This window comes from Microbacterium oxydans (genome assembly GCF_000956405.1).
Taxonomy (GTDB): domain Bacteria; phylum Actinomycetota; class Actinomycetes; order Actinomycetales; family Microbacteriaceae; genus Microbacterium; species Microbacterium oxydans_C.
Genome location: NZ_JYIV01000018.1, coordinates 115,010 through 130,887 on the forward strand (window position 1 = coordinate 115,010; position 15,878 = coordinate 130,887).

The window sequence follows — 15,878 nt, forward strand, 5'->3', positions numbered from 1 at the left end:
TCAGTGAACCGCAGGGATGCCTTCGCCCTGCGCGGGCTCCGCGGGCTTTCGAACGAAGAGCGCCAGCAGGACTGCACCCGAGGCGACGATGGCACCAACGAAGAATGCGGTGTGGACGCCGTTAGCCGTCGCCGTCACCTGGTCAGCGCCCGCGCTCAGCGAAGATGCGAGCGTGACGGACATGAGCGTGACGAAGAGCGCAGTCCCCGCGGCGCCAGCGACCTGCTGAACTGTCCCCACCACCGCGGAGCCGTGCGGGTACAGGTGAGAGGGAAGTGATCCGAGAGCCGAGGTCATCAGCGGAGTGAACACGAAGCCGAGTCCGAGGTTCAGCGCCAGGTGCACCGCGATGATCCAGGCGATGCTCGTGCTCTGGTCGAACGTGGCCATACCCCAGAGGGCGCCTGCCGCGATGACCATGCCGGGGATGACCAGAGGGGTCGGCCCGAACTTGTCGAAGAGGTTCCCGACGACGGGAGCGATGGCACCCATCAGCACGCCGCCCGGTAGGAGCATGAGCCCCACCCCGAGAGTGTCGAGCCCGAGCACCTGCTGCAGGTAGATGGGGAGCAGAATGAGCGAACCGAACAGTGCGCTCATCACGATGACAACGAGCCCGACGGCAAGGCTGAACGACTTGCTCTGGAAGACCCGAAGGTCAAGCAGCGCACCATTGACTTTCTGGAGCTGGAGCTGGCGAAGCACGAACACCGTCAGAGAAACAGCACCGACGACAATCGGGATCCACACGGGAATCGGAGCGTGACCCGAGGCGGCTTCGCCGATGCTGCTGAGACCATAGATGAGGCCACCGAAGCCAAGCGCCGAGAGAACCACCGACAGCACGTCGAAGCGAGCGTGAGGGTTTGTCTCCGTGACATTGCGCACCCAAATCAGACCAAGACCGATGGCGAGTAGCGCGATAGGGAACATGATCCAGAAGATCGCGTGCCAGGTCAGTGCCTGCAAGATCAGGCCGGACACGGTCGGGCCGACGGCCGGCGCGACAGCGATGACGATGGTGATGACACCCATCATGCGTCCGCGGTGACTCGCAGGGACGATGGTGAGCACGGTCGTGAAGAGCAGCGGCATCATCACGCCAGTGCCGAGAGCCTGCACGACGCGACCAGCGAGAAGGACCTCGAAGCCGGGCGCCAGCGCCGCGACAAGGGTGCCGAGCGCAAACAGCCCCATCGCGGAGAAGTAGACCTGACGGATGGTGAATCTGCTGAGCAGGAATCCGGTCAGCGGGATTACCACGGCCATAGTTAAGAGAAAGCCTGTGGTGAGCCACTGACCCACACCAGCGGTGATCCCGAGGTCCTTCATGATGTCGGTCAGCGCGACGCCCATGGTCGTCTCGTTGAGAATTACGACGAACGCACTGACGACGAGCAGCGCGATGACGGGGCCGGGCTTCGCGACGCTCTGAGCTGGGACGGACCCGGTCTGAGGGGAGGAGTCTTGGAGGGTCAAGATGGATCCTAAGAGAGAGTTTCTTGCGGTGAGGGAGTTGTCCTGAAGATCGACGCTACCGGCCATCAACGAGCCGATTGTCGCATCTTCAGGAGGACAAGAGGGGAGCGGTGGGGGCGTTCTGCCGCGGAATTCAGCCTAGTAACGCTGGTGCGTTCGTCAGCATGAAGGCGCTCGTGAGCCACTGGCCGAGCTCGGGCGGGATGCCGAGGTCGGTGTTCAGGTGGGGGATCGCGATCCCCATCGTGGTCTCGTTGAGGATGGCGACGAAGGCGGCGACGAGCAGCAGCCAGATCACCCGCATGTCCTTGCGGGGGATCTCGCCCCCAGCCGCGGGGGGAGTCGTCGAGATGGAGCCGGTATCGACGGCAGACATGGGCGGCCTCCAGGGCGAAGAAGAAATGGATATCGCGAGAGTTCGCAAGAGTCACTCAGCGTAACGGCAGCCGCGGACATTTCATTCCGTATTCACAGATATCCGCTGCAGGCGGATGCGAGCAGCCCGATGTCCCCGCTCGTGGGTACGCTGGCGCAATGAGCATGGGCGGCGGCATGGGCGGTGGCCCGCGGGGAGGTGGCTTCCGCGGAGTCGACGAAGAGGCGCAGCGCAAGCTGAACGCAGAGGCGCCGCGCATCGACGGTCTTGGCGCGCGGGTGGTCGCCCTGTTCCGTCCCTATCGCTGGCGCATCCTCTTCACGGGCATCCTGGTGGTGCTGGGCGCCGCGATCGCGGTCATCCCGCCGCTGATCGTGCAGCGCATCTTCGACGACGCGCTGTTCCCGGTCACGGGCGGCGGGCCGCATCTCGAGCTGCTGGCCTGGCTCGTCACGGCGATGGTCGCGCTCTTCCTGGTCTCCGCGGGGTTGGGTGTGGCGCAGACCTGGCTCACCTCGACCGTCGGCAACAGCGTCACCGGCGATCTGCGTGTGAAGCTCTTCGAGCATCTGCAGGCGATGGAGCTCGGCTTCTTCACCCGCACCAAGACGGGCGTCATCCAGTCGAGGCTGCAGAACGACGTGGGCGGCGTCTCGGGCGTGCTGACCAACACGGTCACCAGCATCCTGGGCAACGTCGTGACCGTGATCGCCTCGCTCGTGGCGATGATCCTGATCGACTGGCGGCTCACTCTCATCGCCGTCGTCATGATGCCGTTCCTGATCGTCGTCCAGCGCAAGGTCGGGCAGGTGCGGGCCAGGATCGCGGGAGAGACGCAGGAGTCGCTGTCCGAGCTCACCTCGATCACTCAGGAGACCCTGAGCGTGTCGGGCATGCTGCTGTCGAAGGCGTTCAACCGGCAGCGCACCGAGTCGGAGCGCTATCAGGAGGAGAACCGCAACCAGGTCGTGCTCCAGGTGCGACGTGCGATGAGCGGCCAGGGGTTCTTCGCCGTCGTGCAGGTGATCATGGCGAGTGTGCCCGCCGTGATCTATCTCGTCTCCGGCTACCTGATCGCCGGTGGGAGCGGCGCCATCACCGCGGGAACCGTCGTCGCCTTCACCACCGTGCAGGCCCGACTGCTCATGCCGTTGATGGGCCTCATGAGGGTGTCGCTCGATCTGCAGACCTCATCCGCCCTGTTCGCGCGCATCTTCGAGTACCTGGATCTCGTGCCGGAGATCCAGGACGCTCCCGACGCGATCACGGTCGATCAGGCTCCTGGACCTCGCGGGCGCATCGAGTTCGACGAGGTCGTGTTCCGGTACCCCGATGCCTCGGCAGATGCCAGGCCGACTCTCGACGGTGTGTCGTTCACGGCGGAACCGGGCCAGCACGTCGCGTTCGTCGGGCCGTCGGGCGCGGGCAAGACGACGATCCTGTACCTGGCACCGCGCCTGTACGAGGCGAAGGGAGGGGCCGTGCTGTTCGCGGGCGCCGACGTGCGCTCCCTCACGCAGGAGTCGATCATCGACCATGTGGGCATCGTGTCGCAGGAGACGTACCTGTTCCACGCGACCATCCGGGACAATCTCCGCTACGCGAAGCCCGACGCCACCGAGGACGAGCTGATCGCGGCGTGCACGGCAGCCAACATCCACCACATCATCGCCGGCTTCGAGCAGGGGTACGACACCGTGGTGGGGGAGCGAGGTTATCGGCTCTCCGGCGGGGAGAAGCAGCGCATCGCGATCGCCCGCGTGCTGTTGAAGGACCCGCCGGTGCTGCTCCTCGACGAGGCGACCTCGGCGCTCGACACGGTGTCGGAGCGCGTGGTGCAGGAGGCGCTCGACGAGGCCGCCAAGGGTCGTACGACGCTCTCCATCGCGCATCGGCTCTCGACCGTGATGGGCGCGGACGTGATCCACGTGATCGAGGCGGGGCGCATCATCGAGTCCGGCACCCACTCCGAACTGCTGGCGCTCGGCGGACTCTACGCCGAACTCGCCGCGGAGCAGGTGGCCGCGTCTCGGGTGCTCGACACCGAGGCAGCCGTCGAAGAGGCGGTGACAGGTGGTGCTGCGACTCCGCTCGCCGAACGTCGCGCCGACAAGGCACCCGTCGATTCCGCCGGCCACGACGCCGTAGCGACCATCACCGCCGCGGTGCCGCTGCTTTCCGAGCCGAGACCCGACGAACGGGTCTACCCGCCGGAGCCCTGAGCAGTCCGCCGTCTGAGCCCAGAGCCGTTCGCCGTCAGTGCCGTCCGCGGTCAGTGCACGGACAACCCGCCGTCGACGAACAGCGAGTGTCCGGTGACGTAGGCCGAGCCCGCGCCGGCGAGGAAGACCGCCGCGCCCGCGAAGTCGCTCGGCAGTCCGTTGCGTCCGATCATCGTGCGTGCCGCGAGCTCGGCGACCTTCTCCGGGTCCTGCTGCAGGCGGGCATTCAACGGCGTGAGCACGAACCCCGGCACCAGTGTGTTGCTCGTGACGCCCGTCCCGCCCCAGGCCTCGGCCTCCGAGCGCATGAGCGACTCCACGGCACCCTTCGACGCACCGTACACGCCACTGCCCACGAAGGCCCGGTGCGCCTGCTGGGAACTGATGTGGATGAGACGGCCGTATCCACGTGCCGCCATGCCCTTCGCGAAACGCTGGCCCAGCAGGAACGGTGCGAGCGCATTGACCGTCATCGTGGCGTCCCAGTCGTCTTCGGTGATCTCCGGAAAGGGCGGACGGATGTTGATGCCGGCCGAGTTGACGAGGATGTCCGGTTCGCCGAAAGGCTCGACAGCCGCTGCGGCGACGGCGTGGATTCCCTCCCTCGTGCTGAGATCGCCGACGACTCCGGAGACCCGGCAGCCGAGCGCGCGCAGTTCTTCGACCGTCTCGCTGATGCGTTCCTCCCCGCGGGCGACCACGACGGTGGCTGCTCCGGCACGGGCGAGGGCGGTGGCGATCCCTCGACCGATGCCGGAGCTGCCGCCCGTCACGACCGCGGTGCGTCCCTCGAGGGAGAACAGCGAGGAGAGGTAGTCGTTCATGTGTCCGCCGATCGGTCGTCCGCGCTCACCAGGCGAGAGCCGCGGCGAGGGAGGGGTCTGGGGTGGCGTCGGCGAACTCGGGGAGTGCCCGGAGCTCTGCGATGAAGGCACCGACCTCGGCGGCGTATGCCGGGTCGGTGTGCTCCTTCGCGATGTCGAGGAGCGAGGGGACGTCCATCGTGAGGATCAGCTCGATGCGCGCGACGACCGACGCGTGTGCACCCGCCTCGTGCAGCACACGGATACCGCCGCGCAGGGCCGCCAGGTAGTCGCGTAGCACAGGGAGGTGTGCTTTGCCCTGCGTGATCGACGTCCCGTCGGCGCGGAGCCGCCAGTGCACGACCACATCCGGGATGACGTCGAATGCGCGTGCGCGGGTGTACATCAACTGCGCGACGATCTGGTCCTCATAGGCGACGCCTTCGGGGAAGCGGAGGTCATTCCAGAAGGGGGTGCGGCTCAGCTTCGACCAGGCGACGATGTTCGACACCGCGCGAGGATGTGAGGCGAGCGAGGTTCCCAGCCGCTCCGGCGCTGTGGCCGCAGACACCCAGGGCTGCACACGACCGGCGAGGTAGGAATCCCCCTGGAGGCGTGAGCGCACGTACGCGCCGGCCACGAAGTCACTTCCCGTGCGTTCAAGCGTTCGCGTCATCCGGGCGAGGGCGTCCGGCTGCAGCTCGTCGTCGCCGTCGAGGAAACCGAGGTAGGGGGTGTCGACGCGGTCGAGACCCACATTGCGCGCGGCGCCGAGGCCGCGGGAGGCCTCATGGCGGATCATGGTGAATCGATCGTCCTCGGAGGCGGCGGCATCGAAGATCGCGCCCGTCTCGTCGGTCGAACCGTCGTCGATCAGGATCGCCCGCCACCGGGGTTCGGTCTGGGCGCGAAGCGAGTCGAGCGCAGCGGGGGCGAAGGCGGCGATGTCGCGTCCGGGGACGATCAGCGTCACGATCGGGGCGGAGGCAGTCACGTGCCGAGTCTATGGCCGGGCATCAGCCCCTGGCCGCACGCACGGACTCCGCGACGAGCGCTGCCAGTCGTTCGGGAGCATCCGGTGCCAGCTCCTCACGTCCGAAGGTGAAGCGCACCGAGGTCTGTGCGACCTCGGGCTCGATCCCGCAGGCGAGCAGCACGTGCGAGGGGTCGTCGCTGCCCGCCGCGCACGCCGATCCGCTGGAGGAGATGACCCCGCGGCGCTCGAGTTCGAGCAGTACGGACTCGCCGCTGGTGCCGGCGAATGTGAAGCTCGCGGTGCCGGGCAGACGATGCACGGGGTCGCCGGTGGGGGCGGCTTCGGGCACGGCGGCGAGCACCAGGGAGGCGAAGCGCGTGGTCGTGGCCCCGACCCGCGCCGCCACGAGCTCCCGCTCCTGCTCCGCGAGTTCCAGGGCTGTCGCCAGCGCCACCGCTCCCGCGACGTTCTCGGTACCGGATCGTCGACCGCGTTCCTGGCCGCCGCCGTGCAGCAGGGGCTCGACGGGCACGCGTCCGCGGACCGCGAGGGCACCGATGCCTTTGGGCGCACCCAGCTTGTGGCCCGCGATCGACAACGCATCGGCGCCGAGGCCCTGCAGGGCCAGCCAGCCCGCCGACTGCACGGCATCGAGGTGCAGGGGCACCCTCGCCGCGCGCGTGACCGCCGCAAGGGCCGGGACGTCCTGTACGGTCCCGATCTCGTTGTTCGCATGTCCGACGGACACCAGAGACGTGTCATCCCTGATCGCCGCTTCGAGCGCATCCTGGGCGATACGCCCCCGGGAGTCCACCGGGAGCACCGTCACCTCCACGGCGTGGAAGCGGCGCAGATACTCGGCGGATTCGAGGATGGATTCGTGCTCGATCGGTGAGATGACCAGGTGGCGCCGCCCCGCCTCCAAGGCGGCGAGCACGATGCCCTTGACCGCGAGGTTGTTCGCCTCGGTTCCTCCCGCCGTGAACACGACGTCGCCCGTGCGCATCCCCAGCACTCTCGCGACGCGTGCCCTGGCGTCGTCGAGGGCGCTCGCCGCGGCTTCGCCCGCCGTATGGTGGCTCGACGGGTTGCCGAACACCCCGGTCAGGAAGGGGCGCATCGCATCGAGCACCTCCGGGCGTACCGGCGACGTAGCCGCGTGATCGAGATAGAGCATGACCGTCAGTCGATCCGCAGGTCCAGGCCCAGGTCGAGGGCGCGAGCCGAGTGCGTCAGAGCTCCGACCGAGATCACCTGGACGCCCGTGCGTGCGATATCGCCCACCGTGTCGAGGCTCACACCGCCGGAGGCTTCGACAGCGGCTCGATCCCCGATGAGGGCAACGCCCCTCCGCAGATCGTCCAGCGAGAAGTTGTCGAGCAGCACGGTGTCTGCACCGCCGTCCAGGACGGCCTCGATCTGATCGAGACGGTCGACCTCGACGACGACGTGCGTCGTGTGGGGGAGCCGAGACAGCGCCTCGCGCAGGGCGGTCGCGAGGTCGAGGCCGGAGCGCTTGAGTACCGCGAGGTGATTGTCCTTCGCCATCACCGCATCGGACAGCGAGTGCCGGTGGTTGCGGCCGCCGCCCGACTCGACGGCGTGACGCTCGAACGCGCGCAGGCCGGGAGTGGTCTTGCGGGTGTCGGCGATCCGCGCCTCGGTGCCGTCGACGGCGGCCACGTACGCGGCGGTCAGGGTGGCGATGCCGCTCATCCGCTGCGTGAAGTTCAGGGCGACGCGCTCAGCGGTGAGCACACTGCGCGCAGACCCGGAGACCGAGGCGAGGACATCGCCCGCGGCGAACTCGTCACCGTCGCCGACGTGCAGGTCGACGTCGATGGAAGCATCCGTGAGGAGGAAGGCGGCGGCGAAGACCTCACCTCCGCTGAACACCCCGTCCTCTCGCGCGACGAGATCGGCGGTGGCGGTGGCGTCGGCGGGCAGCAGTGCGGTGCTCGTGAGGTCACCCCACGGGGCGTCTTCCTCCAGGGCGGCGCCCACGACGCGGTGCAGTGTGGCGGTGGTCAGCATCAGACGGTCTCCAGGATCGATGAGGGTGTGCGCGACGCGGCGTCGGTCATGGCGGTGTCGACACGGTGATGTGCGCCGACGGACACGGTGCGGGCCAGTGCAGCGGCAGATGTCGCCCGGGCGAGGAGCAGCAGGTTCGCGTCTTCGTGTTCCGCCACGGTCGTGGGGGCGGTGTGTGCGGCGTCCCACTCCTTCAGCACGGCGAGAGCCCGTGCAAGGCCGTCGCCCGTACGCAACAGGCCGACCTCCTCCCACATCAGCTGCTGCAGTGCGGCGCGGGTGAATGCCGGCTCGGTGCGGGACGCGCTCGCGGCGATGTCGCGGTCGAGGTCGATGTCGGTGCGGTCACGGGCGCGCAGGGCGGCTGGCCAGGGGGCGGTGAGCGCTGCCGCCGCGCGAGCGCCGAACACCGCACCTTCCAGCAGAGAGTTCGACGCCAGTCTGTTGGCGCCGTGCACGCCTGTGCGGGCGACCTCGCCCACGGCGAAGAGTCCGGGCACCGAGGTGCGGCCCTCGAGGTCGGTCACCACGCCGCCCATCAGGTAGTGCGCCGCCGGGGTGACGGGCACGGGGTCTTTCGCCCAGTCGAAGCCGCGCTCTCTCATGACCCGGTCGATCGTGGGGAAGCGCCGCGCGAGCGTTGCGGCGCCGAGCATCGTGGCGTCGAGCCTGACCGGCGCTCCCTGCGTCGCCGCGCGGCGCGCGATCGCCCGCGACACCACGTCCCGCGGCGCGAGTTCACCGTCGGGGTGGCTGTCGAACGCGAATCGACGCCCCTGGTCGTCGAGCAGAGTAGCGCCCTCGCCGCGCACGGCCTCGGAGATGAGGAACGCCGAGCCGGAAGCGAGGACCGTCGGATGGAACTGGACGAACTCCAGGTCGGCGACCGCTGCCCCGGCTCGAAGCGCGGCAGCGATGCCGTCGCCCGTCGCCCCCGACGGATTGGTCGTGTGCGCATAGAGGTGCCCGGCGCCCCCGGTGGCGAGGATCACGGCGTCGGCCGGGAGGTCCGAGACCACCCCGTCGCGGAGGACTCGGACGCCACGCACGGCATCGCCCTCGCCGACGAGGTCGACCAGGAACGCCTCTGTGAGCACGGGGATGCGCAGGCGACGTGCGCACTCGACGAGGGCTGTGGAGATCGCCGCCCCGGTGGCATCACCGCCTGCATGCGCGATGCGGGCGTGGCTGTGCGCCGCCTCGCGCCCGAGTCGCAGCGAGCCGTCATCAGCACGGTCGAAGCCGACTCCGCGCGCGATGAGTTCGGCGATCCGGGCGGCGCCATCCGAGACCAGCACCCGAACAGCGTCGGGGTCGGAGAGTCCCGCACCCGCAACGAGCGTGTCGGCCGCGTGCGCCGACGGGGAGTCCCCGGGTCCATAGACCCCGGCGACGCCCCCTTGAGCGAGCGCCGTGCAGCCGTCTCCGAGATCTCCCTTGGTGACGATCGTCACGTCGTGACCGGACTCGTGCGAGTGCAGGGCCGCGGTGAGTCCGGCGATGCCCGATCCGACGACGATGACCTTCATCGTGCGCCCGCGACCGCCGGGGGCTTCGCCGCGAGCATCCGTTCCAGCGCCACCCGTGCAGGGGCGGCGACGTCGTCGGACACGGTGATGCGGTTCGGTGTGCGACCGGCCACCAGCTCTTCCAGCACCCAGGCGAGGTAGCCGGGATGGATCCGGTACATCGTCGAGCACGGGCACACCACGGGGTCGAGGCAGAAGATCTCGTGCTGCGGATACTGAGCCGCGAGCCGACGGACGAGGTTGATCTCGGTGCCGATCGCGAACGTGGTCGGCTCGGTCGCCGTGTCGATCGCCCGGCGGATGTACTCGGTCGAGCCTGCCTCGTCCGCCGCGTCGACGACCTCCATCGGGCACTCGGGGTGCACGATCACACGAACGCCCGGGTGCTCGGCGCGCGCCTGATCGATCTGGCCGACCGTGAAGCGCCGATGCACGGAGCAGAAGCCGTGCCACAGGATCACACGCGAGTCGAGCAGCTCCTCGGCGGAGGAGCCGCCCAGCGCTCGCCGCGGGTTCCACATGGGCATCTGGTCGAGCGGCACACCCATGGCCTTGGCGGTGTTCCGACCCAGGTGCTGGTCGGGGAAGAACAGCACCCGCCGCCCCCGTTCGAACGCCCACTCGAGCACCGTCGTGGCGTTCGACGAGGTGCACACGATCCCCCCGTGTCGCCCGACGAAGCCCTTGATGGCCGCCGAGGAGTTCATGTAGGTCACGGGGATCACGGGTACGCGCCCCTCGGCGTCAGTGGCCTCGAGGTCGCCGAACACGTCTTCGAGCTGCTCCCAGCACTCCTCGACCTGGTCGATGTCGGCCATGTCTGCCATCGAGCATCCGGCGGCGAGGTTGGGGAGGATCACCGCCTGGTCAGGCGTGGACAGCAGATCGGCGGTCTCCGCCATGAAGTGCACGCCGCAGAACACGATCGCCTCGGCATCAGCCCTGCCCTTCGCCGCCGTGGCCAGCTGGAAGGAGTCTCCGACGTAGTCGGCGTGCTGGACGACCTCCTCGCGCTGGTAGAAGTGTCCGAGGATCAGCACCCGGTCGCCGAGCGTCGCCTTCGCCGTGCGGATCCGCCGGTCGAGTTCCTCCTCCGAAGCCTCGCGGTACTCGGAAGGCAGCTCGCCCTGCCGCGGCGCACCGGTGGGGATCACGTCTCCCATCGACGAACCCGGTCCGTATCCTGGGCGCGCGTCGAAGTCCCACGGCCCTGCGGCGAGATCCGTCGTACAGGTGGCGTCCGTCGAGGTGCCGGTGACGATGGCCTGGATCGCGTGATCGACCGAGGGATCCAGCGGCGGTACGGGCGGAGCGGGGACGAAGGTGATGCTCATCGGATGCTCGTTTCTTCGGGTCGGAGCGGGCCGCGGTCGGCGAGCTCGATGTCGGTGTTGTCGCGGTACAGACGCGCGGGCCTGTGGCTTCCGGTGCGGAACCGGTCGGTGGGGAGCAGAGTGCCCGCCGCCTCCACCTGGCGTCGGAAGTTGGCGGGGTCGAGCGCGCGGCCGAGGATCGACTCATAGGCCTCGCGCAGTTCGGCGAGCGTGAACTCGGCGGGGAGGAAGCCCTGTGCCACGCGGCTGTACCCCACCTTGTTGCGCAGTCGCCACAGCGCATACTCGACGATCCGGTCGTGGTCGAAGGCGAGTTCCGGCAGCTCGTCGATGTCGAACCAGCGCACGTTCTCGGGGTTGTGTCCGGCGGCGCGATGCGCCGCGCTCTGTGTCGTCACGTCGTCCTGTCTCAGCAAGGCCCAGTAGACGATCGACACCACCCGGGTGGGGGAGCGGTCGACGGCGCCGAAGGCGTAGAGCTGTTCCAGGTAGCTGGGGGCGAGTCCCGTCGTCTCGGCGAGGGTGCGCGCTGCGGCGTCGACAGGGGACTCGGTCGCGGTCAGCCAGCCGCCGGGGAGCGCCCACTGGCCGGCGAAGGGCTCGCGCGTGCGCAGCACGAGCGGCAGCGAGAGCACCGCCGGCCCTTCCGCAGTTCTTCGCAGAGTCAGGATGACCGTCGAGACGGCGACCCGGATATCCTCGCTTTGAGTCATTCGCACCTTAACCTCCCTGGACGATCTTAGTGTCATTGAGACCCTTAGTGGTCGTCCGTGACGTGGATCCTGGTCGAGTCCGAAACGTTATCTGTGGGGCGCGGGGAGGCTTGTCCACGGGGGCGGGGTTTGTTAGGTTACTGTCCTAACAAACCCCTTCGGGAGTGGCCACCGGTCGTCTCCCCGGGCCCGAGAACCCCACCTCCGGGGTTCTGCTCCATCCGGAGCGATCCCTCCTGCAGTGCAGCACCGAGAGGAAATACCAGAAATGATCCGTAACGGAAGGCGCAAGATCGCCCTTACCGCGATTGCCGGAGCATCGGTCCTCGCCCTGGGCCTCACCGCCTGTGGCGGCGGCAGCGACAGCGGCAATGCCGATGGCGACAAGGCCCTGCGTGTCTGGGCCGGCAGCCAGACCCCCATCGCCGCGAACTACAACCCGTTCGCACCGACCGTGCTCCACGGCGCGCTCGGACCGATCTACGAGCCGCTGTTCTTCTACAACAAGACCGCGGACTCCGAGCCGGTCGGCCTGATCGGCGACTCGTTCGAATACAACGAGGACGGCACGGTGATCACCGTCACCATCAAGCCCGACCTCAAGTGGAGCGACGGCGAGCCGCTCACGGCCAAGGACGTGGCCTTCTCGTTCAACTACGAGGCCAACAACCCCGAGGGCAACGGCCTGATCTCCGCAGAGGCCACGGACGACACCACCGCGGTGCTGACGTACTCGTCCGCGCAGTACACGACCGAGTTCCAGCGGATGGGGTCGAGCTACATCCTCCCCGAGCACGTCTGGAAGGACGTGAAGGACTTCGCCAACTTCACGAACGAGGAGCCCGTCGGATCCGGCCCTTACGTCGTCGACAAGACCACGAGCGAGTCGTACACGCTGGTCGCCAACAAGAACTACCGCGACGCCGACAAGCTCGGTGTCAAGAAGGTCCAGTACATCGCGGTCGACAACAACCAGACCGCTCAGGACCTGCTCGCCGCCGGCAAGCTCGACTGGACCGGCATGTTCATCCCGAACCCGGATGACGTGACCGGCAACGGGAAGATCGACTGGATCAACACCCCGCAGGACCCGACGGTGCTCTACACCTGCTCGAACGCCGAGCTCGGCTGCACCGGTCCGCAGACCGACGTCGCTGTGCGCCAGGCGCTCAACGTCGCGATCGACCGCGCGACGATCAAGGACAAGGCATTCGTGGGACTCACGGGCGACATCTCTCCCGCGTTCACCCTGCTGCCGCGTGACGAGAAGTGGCTCGCCGACCCCGCGAACGAGGTCAGCCCGCAGGAGGCGAATGCCGCCGAGGCCGGTTCGATCCTCGAGGCCGCCGGCTACACCAAGGGCTCCAGCGGCATCTACGAGAAGGGCGGCGTTCCGCTCGAGCTCACGCTCACCTCGGTCGACGGATGGACCGACTACAACGACGCCGCGAAGCTGATCGCGGAGCAGGCCGAGGCCGCCGGCATCAAGATCACGGCATCGACCGTGCAGTGGCAGGAGTTCTCGGACTCCCGTCAGGGTGGCGAGTTCCAGCTCATCATGGGTGGCGTGATCGGCACCTCGGTCGCCGACCCGTTCCAGATCTACCGCGACTGGTTCGGCGGCACCGCCGTCGAGTCGACCAGCCCGGTCGGCACCGAGATCCCCGCAGGGCGCTGGAACTTCAGCCGCTACAGCAACCCGGTCGTCGACACGGCGATCCAGTCGGCGATCAGCACCAACGATGAGGCGACGAAGAAGGAGCTGTACGCGACGATCCAGACCGAGATCGTTCGTGACCTGCCCTACATCCCGCTCGTCATCAACGCCACGCAGACCTTCTACAACACGAAGGACTACACGGGCTGGCCGACGGAGGAGGACCTCTACGCCTTCCCGCCGTCCTGGGGCGCGATCGCAGCAGGCTACGTGCTGACGCAGCTGCAGCCGGTCAAGTAACACGAGAGGAGTCGGGGAAGAAGGAAGTCAGGCACCAGTGACATGAAGTTCTATGCACGAAGAATCGGGTTCTACGCGTTCACGCTCTGGGCCGCGATATCCATCAACTTCTTTCTTCCCCGGCTCATGCCGGGAAACCCCGCCGACATCATGATCGCCAAGATGCAGCGGGCCGGCGGTGACGTCTCCGAGACCACCATCCGCAACATCCGGCTCCTGCTCGGCGGTGATGACTCCTCGTTGTGGGACCAATACCTCGCGTACTGGGGCCGGATGTTCCAGGGCGACCTCGGCGTCTCGGTGACGAAGTTCCCGACACCGGTGACCGAGCTCATCGCCGGCGCCCTTCCGTGGACGCTGGTCCTGGTCGGCACGGCGACGATCATCTCCTTCGTCCTCGGCGTCGTGCTCGGCGCCTGGGCCGGATGGAAGCGCGGCACCTGGGTCGACCATCTGATCCCGGCCACGACCGTGCTGCAGTCGATCCCCTACTTCTGGATGGCCCTCATCCTCGTTGCCGTCTTCGCGGTCGGGTTGGGTTGGTTCCCGATCTTCGGAGGCTACGACGTCTTCGACTTCCCGGACGGACCGGAGCCGACCTGGGCGTTCTTCAGCGACGCCATCGCCCATGCCATCCTCCCCGCGATCACCATCGTGATCAGCTCGGTCGGAGGCTGGATGTTCGGCATGCGCAACATGATGGTGTCGACGCTCGCCGAAGACTACGTGCTCACGGCCGAGGCCAAGGGCCTGCGTCCGCGTCGGGTGCTCACCACCTACGCCGCCCGCAACGCCGCGATCCCCTCGATCGCCGGCTTCTCGATCACGCTCGGTTTCGTGGTGGCCGGCTCCATCGTCATGGAGCAGGTGTTTACCTACCCCGGCATCGGCAAGCTGATGTTCCAGGCTGTGACCAACAACGACTATGCGCTGATGCAGGGACTCTTCCTGGTCATCACCCTGACGGTGCTCGCCGCCAACTTCATCATGGACCTCGTCTATGGCTTCATCGACCCGAGGGCTCGCCAGAATGTCTGACACGAAGAACCCGCTCCTGACGCAGGAGCCGCCCGTCACCGCGCCGGCCAGCACGGTCTCCCTAGCTACGCAGCAGGGACGCAAGCGCCGCCGCATCCTGCCCAGCACCTCGCCGAAGTTCATCGTCGGCCTGTGCATCGTGGTGGCGATCGTGCTGTTCGCGATCATCGCACCGATGTTCTCCCAGAACCCGCGGAGCACGGCCAACCCGGCGCTCCAGCCGCCGTCGGCGGAGCACTGGCTCGGCACGACCAAGCTCGGCAACGACATGTTCGCGCAGCTCGCCATCGGCGCGCAGGGCTCGCTGCTCATCGGCGTGACGGCCGGCGCGATCGCGATCGTGCTGTCGCTGTTCTTCGGAGTCCTCGCCGGCTACCTCGGAGGCTGGCGCGAGGACGGACTCGCCCTCCTCACGAACGTCATGATCGTGATCCCCGGGCTGCCGCTGGTCATGGTGATCGCCTCCTTCGTCCCGCAGCGCAGCTGGCAGCTGGTCGCGTTCGTGCTCGGTATCACCTCCTGGGCCGGTGCGGCGTATGTGCTCCGGCTGCAGACGCGGTCGCTGCGCACACGGGATTACGTGTATGCAGCGAAGGTCGCGGGGGAGCGGTCCTTCCGCGTGATCCTCGTCGAGATCATGCCCAACCTCCTTCCGCTGCTCACCGCGCAGTTCCTGTTCGCGATCATCTTCGCCATCCTCGGCGAGGCGGGGCTGTCCTACCTCGGCCTCGGACCCAACTCGTCCATCACCTGGGGATCGATCCTCAACGACGCCCAGTCGGGTCAGGCGCTCGGCCGCGGGGCCTGGTGGTGGTTCGTGCCACCCGGACTCATGATCGCCCTCCTCGGTGCCGGTCTGTCGCTGATCAACTTCGCGATCGACGAGGTCATCAACCCGAAGCTACGCAACGCGCCCGAGGCTGCACGCCGTGTGCGCAAGGCCGCCAAGTCCAAGGGAGTCACGGTATGAGTGAGCCGGTTCTGACGGCGCGGAATGTGTCGATCGAGTATGAGGTGGACCCGCCGGTGAAGGCCGTGCGGAACGTCTCCCTGACTCTGAACCGTGGGGAGATCCTGGGCCTCGCCGGGGAGTCCGGCTGCGGGAAGACGACTCTCGCGTATGGCATGAATCGGTTGTTGAAGGCTCCGGCGTTGATGACGGGTGGGGAGATCGTGTTCCATGACCGGGATGGTCATGACATCGACATCGTGGGCCTGGATGGGGAGGGGTTGCGGGCGTTCCGGTGGGACAAGATCTCGATGGTGTTCCAGGGGGCGATGAATTCGTTGAACCCGGTGATCAGTGTGCGGGCGCAGATCTTCGATATTTTCGACACGCATCGTCCTGGTATGAGCAGGAAGGCGAAGACGGCGCGGGCGGAGGAGTTGCTCACGTTGGTGGGGGTGGATCCGTCGC

Annotated in this window: 14 protein-coding genes; 5 read left to right on the top strand and 9 right to left on the bottom strand. The window is 67.7% G+C overall.

Annotated features, from left to right (window positions below; genetic code table 11):
- Window positions 1-1,479 (bottom strand): MDR family MFS transporter, encoded by a 1,479-nt coding sequence (locus RN51_RS04270; protein ID WP_045262787.1) that lies wholly within the window; start codon window positions 1,477-1,479, stop codon window positions 1-3.
- A 133-nt stretch (window positions 1,480-1,612) separates the two neighbouring features.
- On the bottom strand, window positions 1,613-1,855 hold the full coding sequence (locus RN51_RS18860) for a hypothetical protein (RefSeq protein WP_045262788.1): 243 nt from the start codon (window positions 1,853-1,855) through the stop codon (window positions 1,613-1,615).
- Window positions 1,856-2,019: 164 nt separating this feature from the next.
- Between RN51_RS18860 and RN51_RS04280 the strand changes: the two genes are divergently transcribed.
- Window positions 2,020-4,077, top strand: a complete 2,058-nt coding sequence (locus tag RN51_RS04280) for an ABC transporter ATP-binding protein (protein ID WP_045262828.1) — start codon at window positions 2,020-2,022, stop codon at window positions 4,075-4,077.
- Window positions 4,078-4,127: 50 nt separating this feature from the next.
- Here RN51_RS04280 and RN51_RS04285 read toward each other — a convergent pair whose 3' ends face one another.
- Genes RN51_RS04285 through RN51_RS04315 form a run of 7 tightly spaced genes read right to left on the bottom strand, consistent with a single transcriptional unit; the run spans window position 4,128 to window position 11,466 of the window.
- On the bottom strand, window positions 4,128-4,901 hold the full coding sequence (locus RN51_RS04285) for an SDR family NAD(P)-dependent oxidoreductase (protein ID WP_045262789.1): 774 nt from the start codon (window positions 4,899-4,901) through the stop codon (window positions 4,128-4,130).
- 25 nt (window positions 4,902-4,926) lie between these two features.
- Window positions 4,927-5,874 carry a glycosyltransferase family 2 protein gene (locus RN51_RS04290; protein ID WP_045262790.1) on the bottom strand — a complete coding sequence of 316 codons (948 nt, stop codon included), beginning with the start codon at window positions 5,872-5,874 and terminating at the stop codon, window positions 4,927-4,929.
- A gap of 22 nt (window positions 5,875-5,896) precedes the next feature.
- Window positions 5,897-7,033, bottom strand: coding sequence for a cysteine desulfurase family protein (locus RN51_RS04295; protein ID WP_045262791.1), 1,137 nt, complete (start codon window positions 7,031-7,033; stop codon window positions 5,897-5,899).
- A 5-nt stretch (window positions 7,034-7,038) separates the two neighbouring features.
- The gene (nadC, locus tag RN51_RS04300) at window positions 7,039-7,890 is read right to left on the bottom strand and encodes a carboxylating nicotinate-nucleotide diphosphorylase (RefSeq protein WP_045262792.1); all 852 of its coding nucleotides are present in this window, start codon (window positions 7,888-7,890) and stop codon (window positions 7,039-7,041) included.
- On the bottom strand, window positions 7,890-9,419 hold the full coding sequence (nadB, locus tag RN51_RS04305; RefSeq protein WP_045262793.1) for an L-aspartate oxidase: 1,530 nt from the start codon (window positions 9,417-9,419) through the stop codon (window positions 7,890-7,892). The genes nadC and nadB overlap by 1 nt, the downstream gene beginning before the upstream one ends.
- Window positions 9,416-10,753, bottom strand: coding sequence for a quinolinate synthase NadA (nadA, locus tag RN51_RS04310; RefSeq protein ID WP_045262794.1), 1,338 nt, complete (start codon window positions 10,751-10,753; stop codon window positions 9,416-9,418). Before nadA ends, nadB begins: the two co-directional genes overlap by 4 nt.
- A complete protein-coding gene (locus RN51_RS04315) occupies window positions 10,750-11,466 on the bottom strand; it encodes an NUDIX hydrolase (protein WP_045262795.1) in 717 nt (238 codons plus the stop codon). Before RN51_RS04315 ends, nadA begins: the two co-directional genes overlap by 4 nt.
- Before the next feature lie 268 nt (window positions 11,467-11,734).
- Between RN51_RS04315 and RN51_RS04320 the strand changes: the two genes are divergently transcribed.
- The 4 genes from RN51_RS04320 to RN51_RS04335 all read left to right on the top strand — a co-directional run.
- The gene (locus RN51_RS04320) at window positions 11,735-13,423 is read left to right on the top strand and encodes an ABC transporter substrate-binding protein (RefSeq protein ID WP_045262796.1); all 1,689 of its coding nucleotides are present in this window, start codon (window positions 11,735-11,737) and stop codon (window positions 13,421-13,423) included.
- 42 nt (window positions 13,424-13,465) lie between these two features.
- On the top strand, window positions 13,466-14,461 hold the full coding sequence (locus RN51_RS04325; RefSeq protein WP_045262797.1) for an ABC transporter permease: 996 nt from the start codon (window positions 13,466-13,468) through the stop codon (window positions 14,459-14,461).
- On the top strand, window positions 14,454-15,431 hold the full coding sequence (locus RN51_RS04330) for an ABC transporter permease (protein ID WP_045262798.1): 978 nt from the start codon (window positions 14,454-14,456) through the stop codon (window positions 15,429-15,431). Before RN51_RS04325 ends, RN51_RS04330 begins: the two co-directional genes overlap by 8 nt.
- A partial coding sequence (locus RN51_RS04335) for an ATP-binding cassette domain-containing protein (RefSeq protein WP_045262799.1) occupies window positions 15,428-15,878 on the top strand: 451 nt, incomplete at its 3' end. The genes RN51_RS04330 and RN51_RS04335, both read left to right, overlap by 4 nt.

Coding starts and splice junctions, on each gene's coding strand:
- RN51_RS18860 (WP_045262788.1), bottom strand. CDS start 1,855: ATGTCTGCCGTCGATACCGGCTCCATCTCGACGACTCCCCCCGCGGCT.
- RN51_RS04280 (WP_045262828.1), top strand. CDS start 2,020: ATGGGCGGCGGCATGGGCGGTGGCCCGCGGGGAGGTGGCTTCCGCGGA.
- RN51_RS04285 (WP_045262789.1), bottom strand. CDS start 4,901: ATGAACGACTACCTCTCCTCGCTGTTCTCCCTCGAGGGACGCACCGCG.
- RN51_RS04295 (WP_045262791.1), bottom strand. CDS start 7,033: ATGCTCTATCTCGATCACGCGGCTACGTCGCCGGTACGCCCGGAGGTG.
- nadC (WP_045262792.1), bottom strand. CDS start 7,890: ATGCTGACCACCGCCACACTGCACCGCGTCGTGGGCGCCGCCCTGGAG.
- nadB (WP_045262793.1), bottom strand. CDS start 9,419: ATGAAGGTCATCGTCGTCGGATCGGGCATCGCCGGACTCACCGCGGCC.
- nadA (WP_045262794.1), bottom strand. CDS start 10,753: ATGAGCATCACCTTCGTCCCCGCTCCGCCCGTACCGCCGCTGGATCCC.
- RN51_RS04315 (WP_045262795.1), bottom strand. CDS start 11,466: ATGACTCAAAGCGAGGATATCCGGGTCGCCGTCTCGACGGTCATCCTG.
- RN51_RS04320 (WP_045262796.1), top strand. CDS start 11,735: ATGATCCGTAACGGAAGGCGCAAGATCGCCCTTACCGCGATTGCCGGA.
- RN51_RS04325 (WP_045262797.1), top strand. CDS start 13,466: ATGAAGTTCTATGCACGAAGAATCGGGTTCTACGCGTTCACGCTCTGG.
- RN51_RS04330 (WP_045262798.1), top strand. CDS start 14,454: ATGTCTGACACGAAGAACCCGCTCCTGACGCAGGAGCCGCCCGTCACC.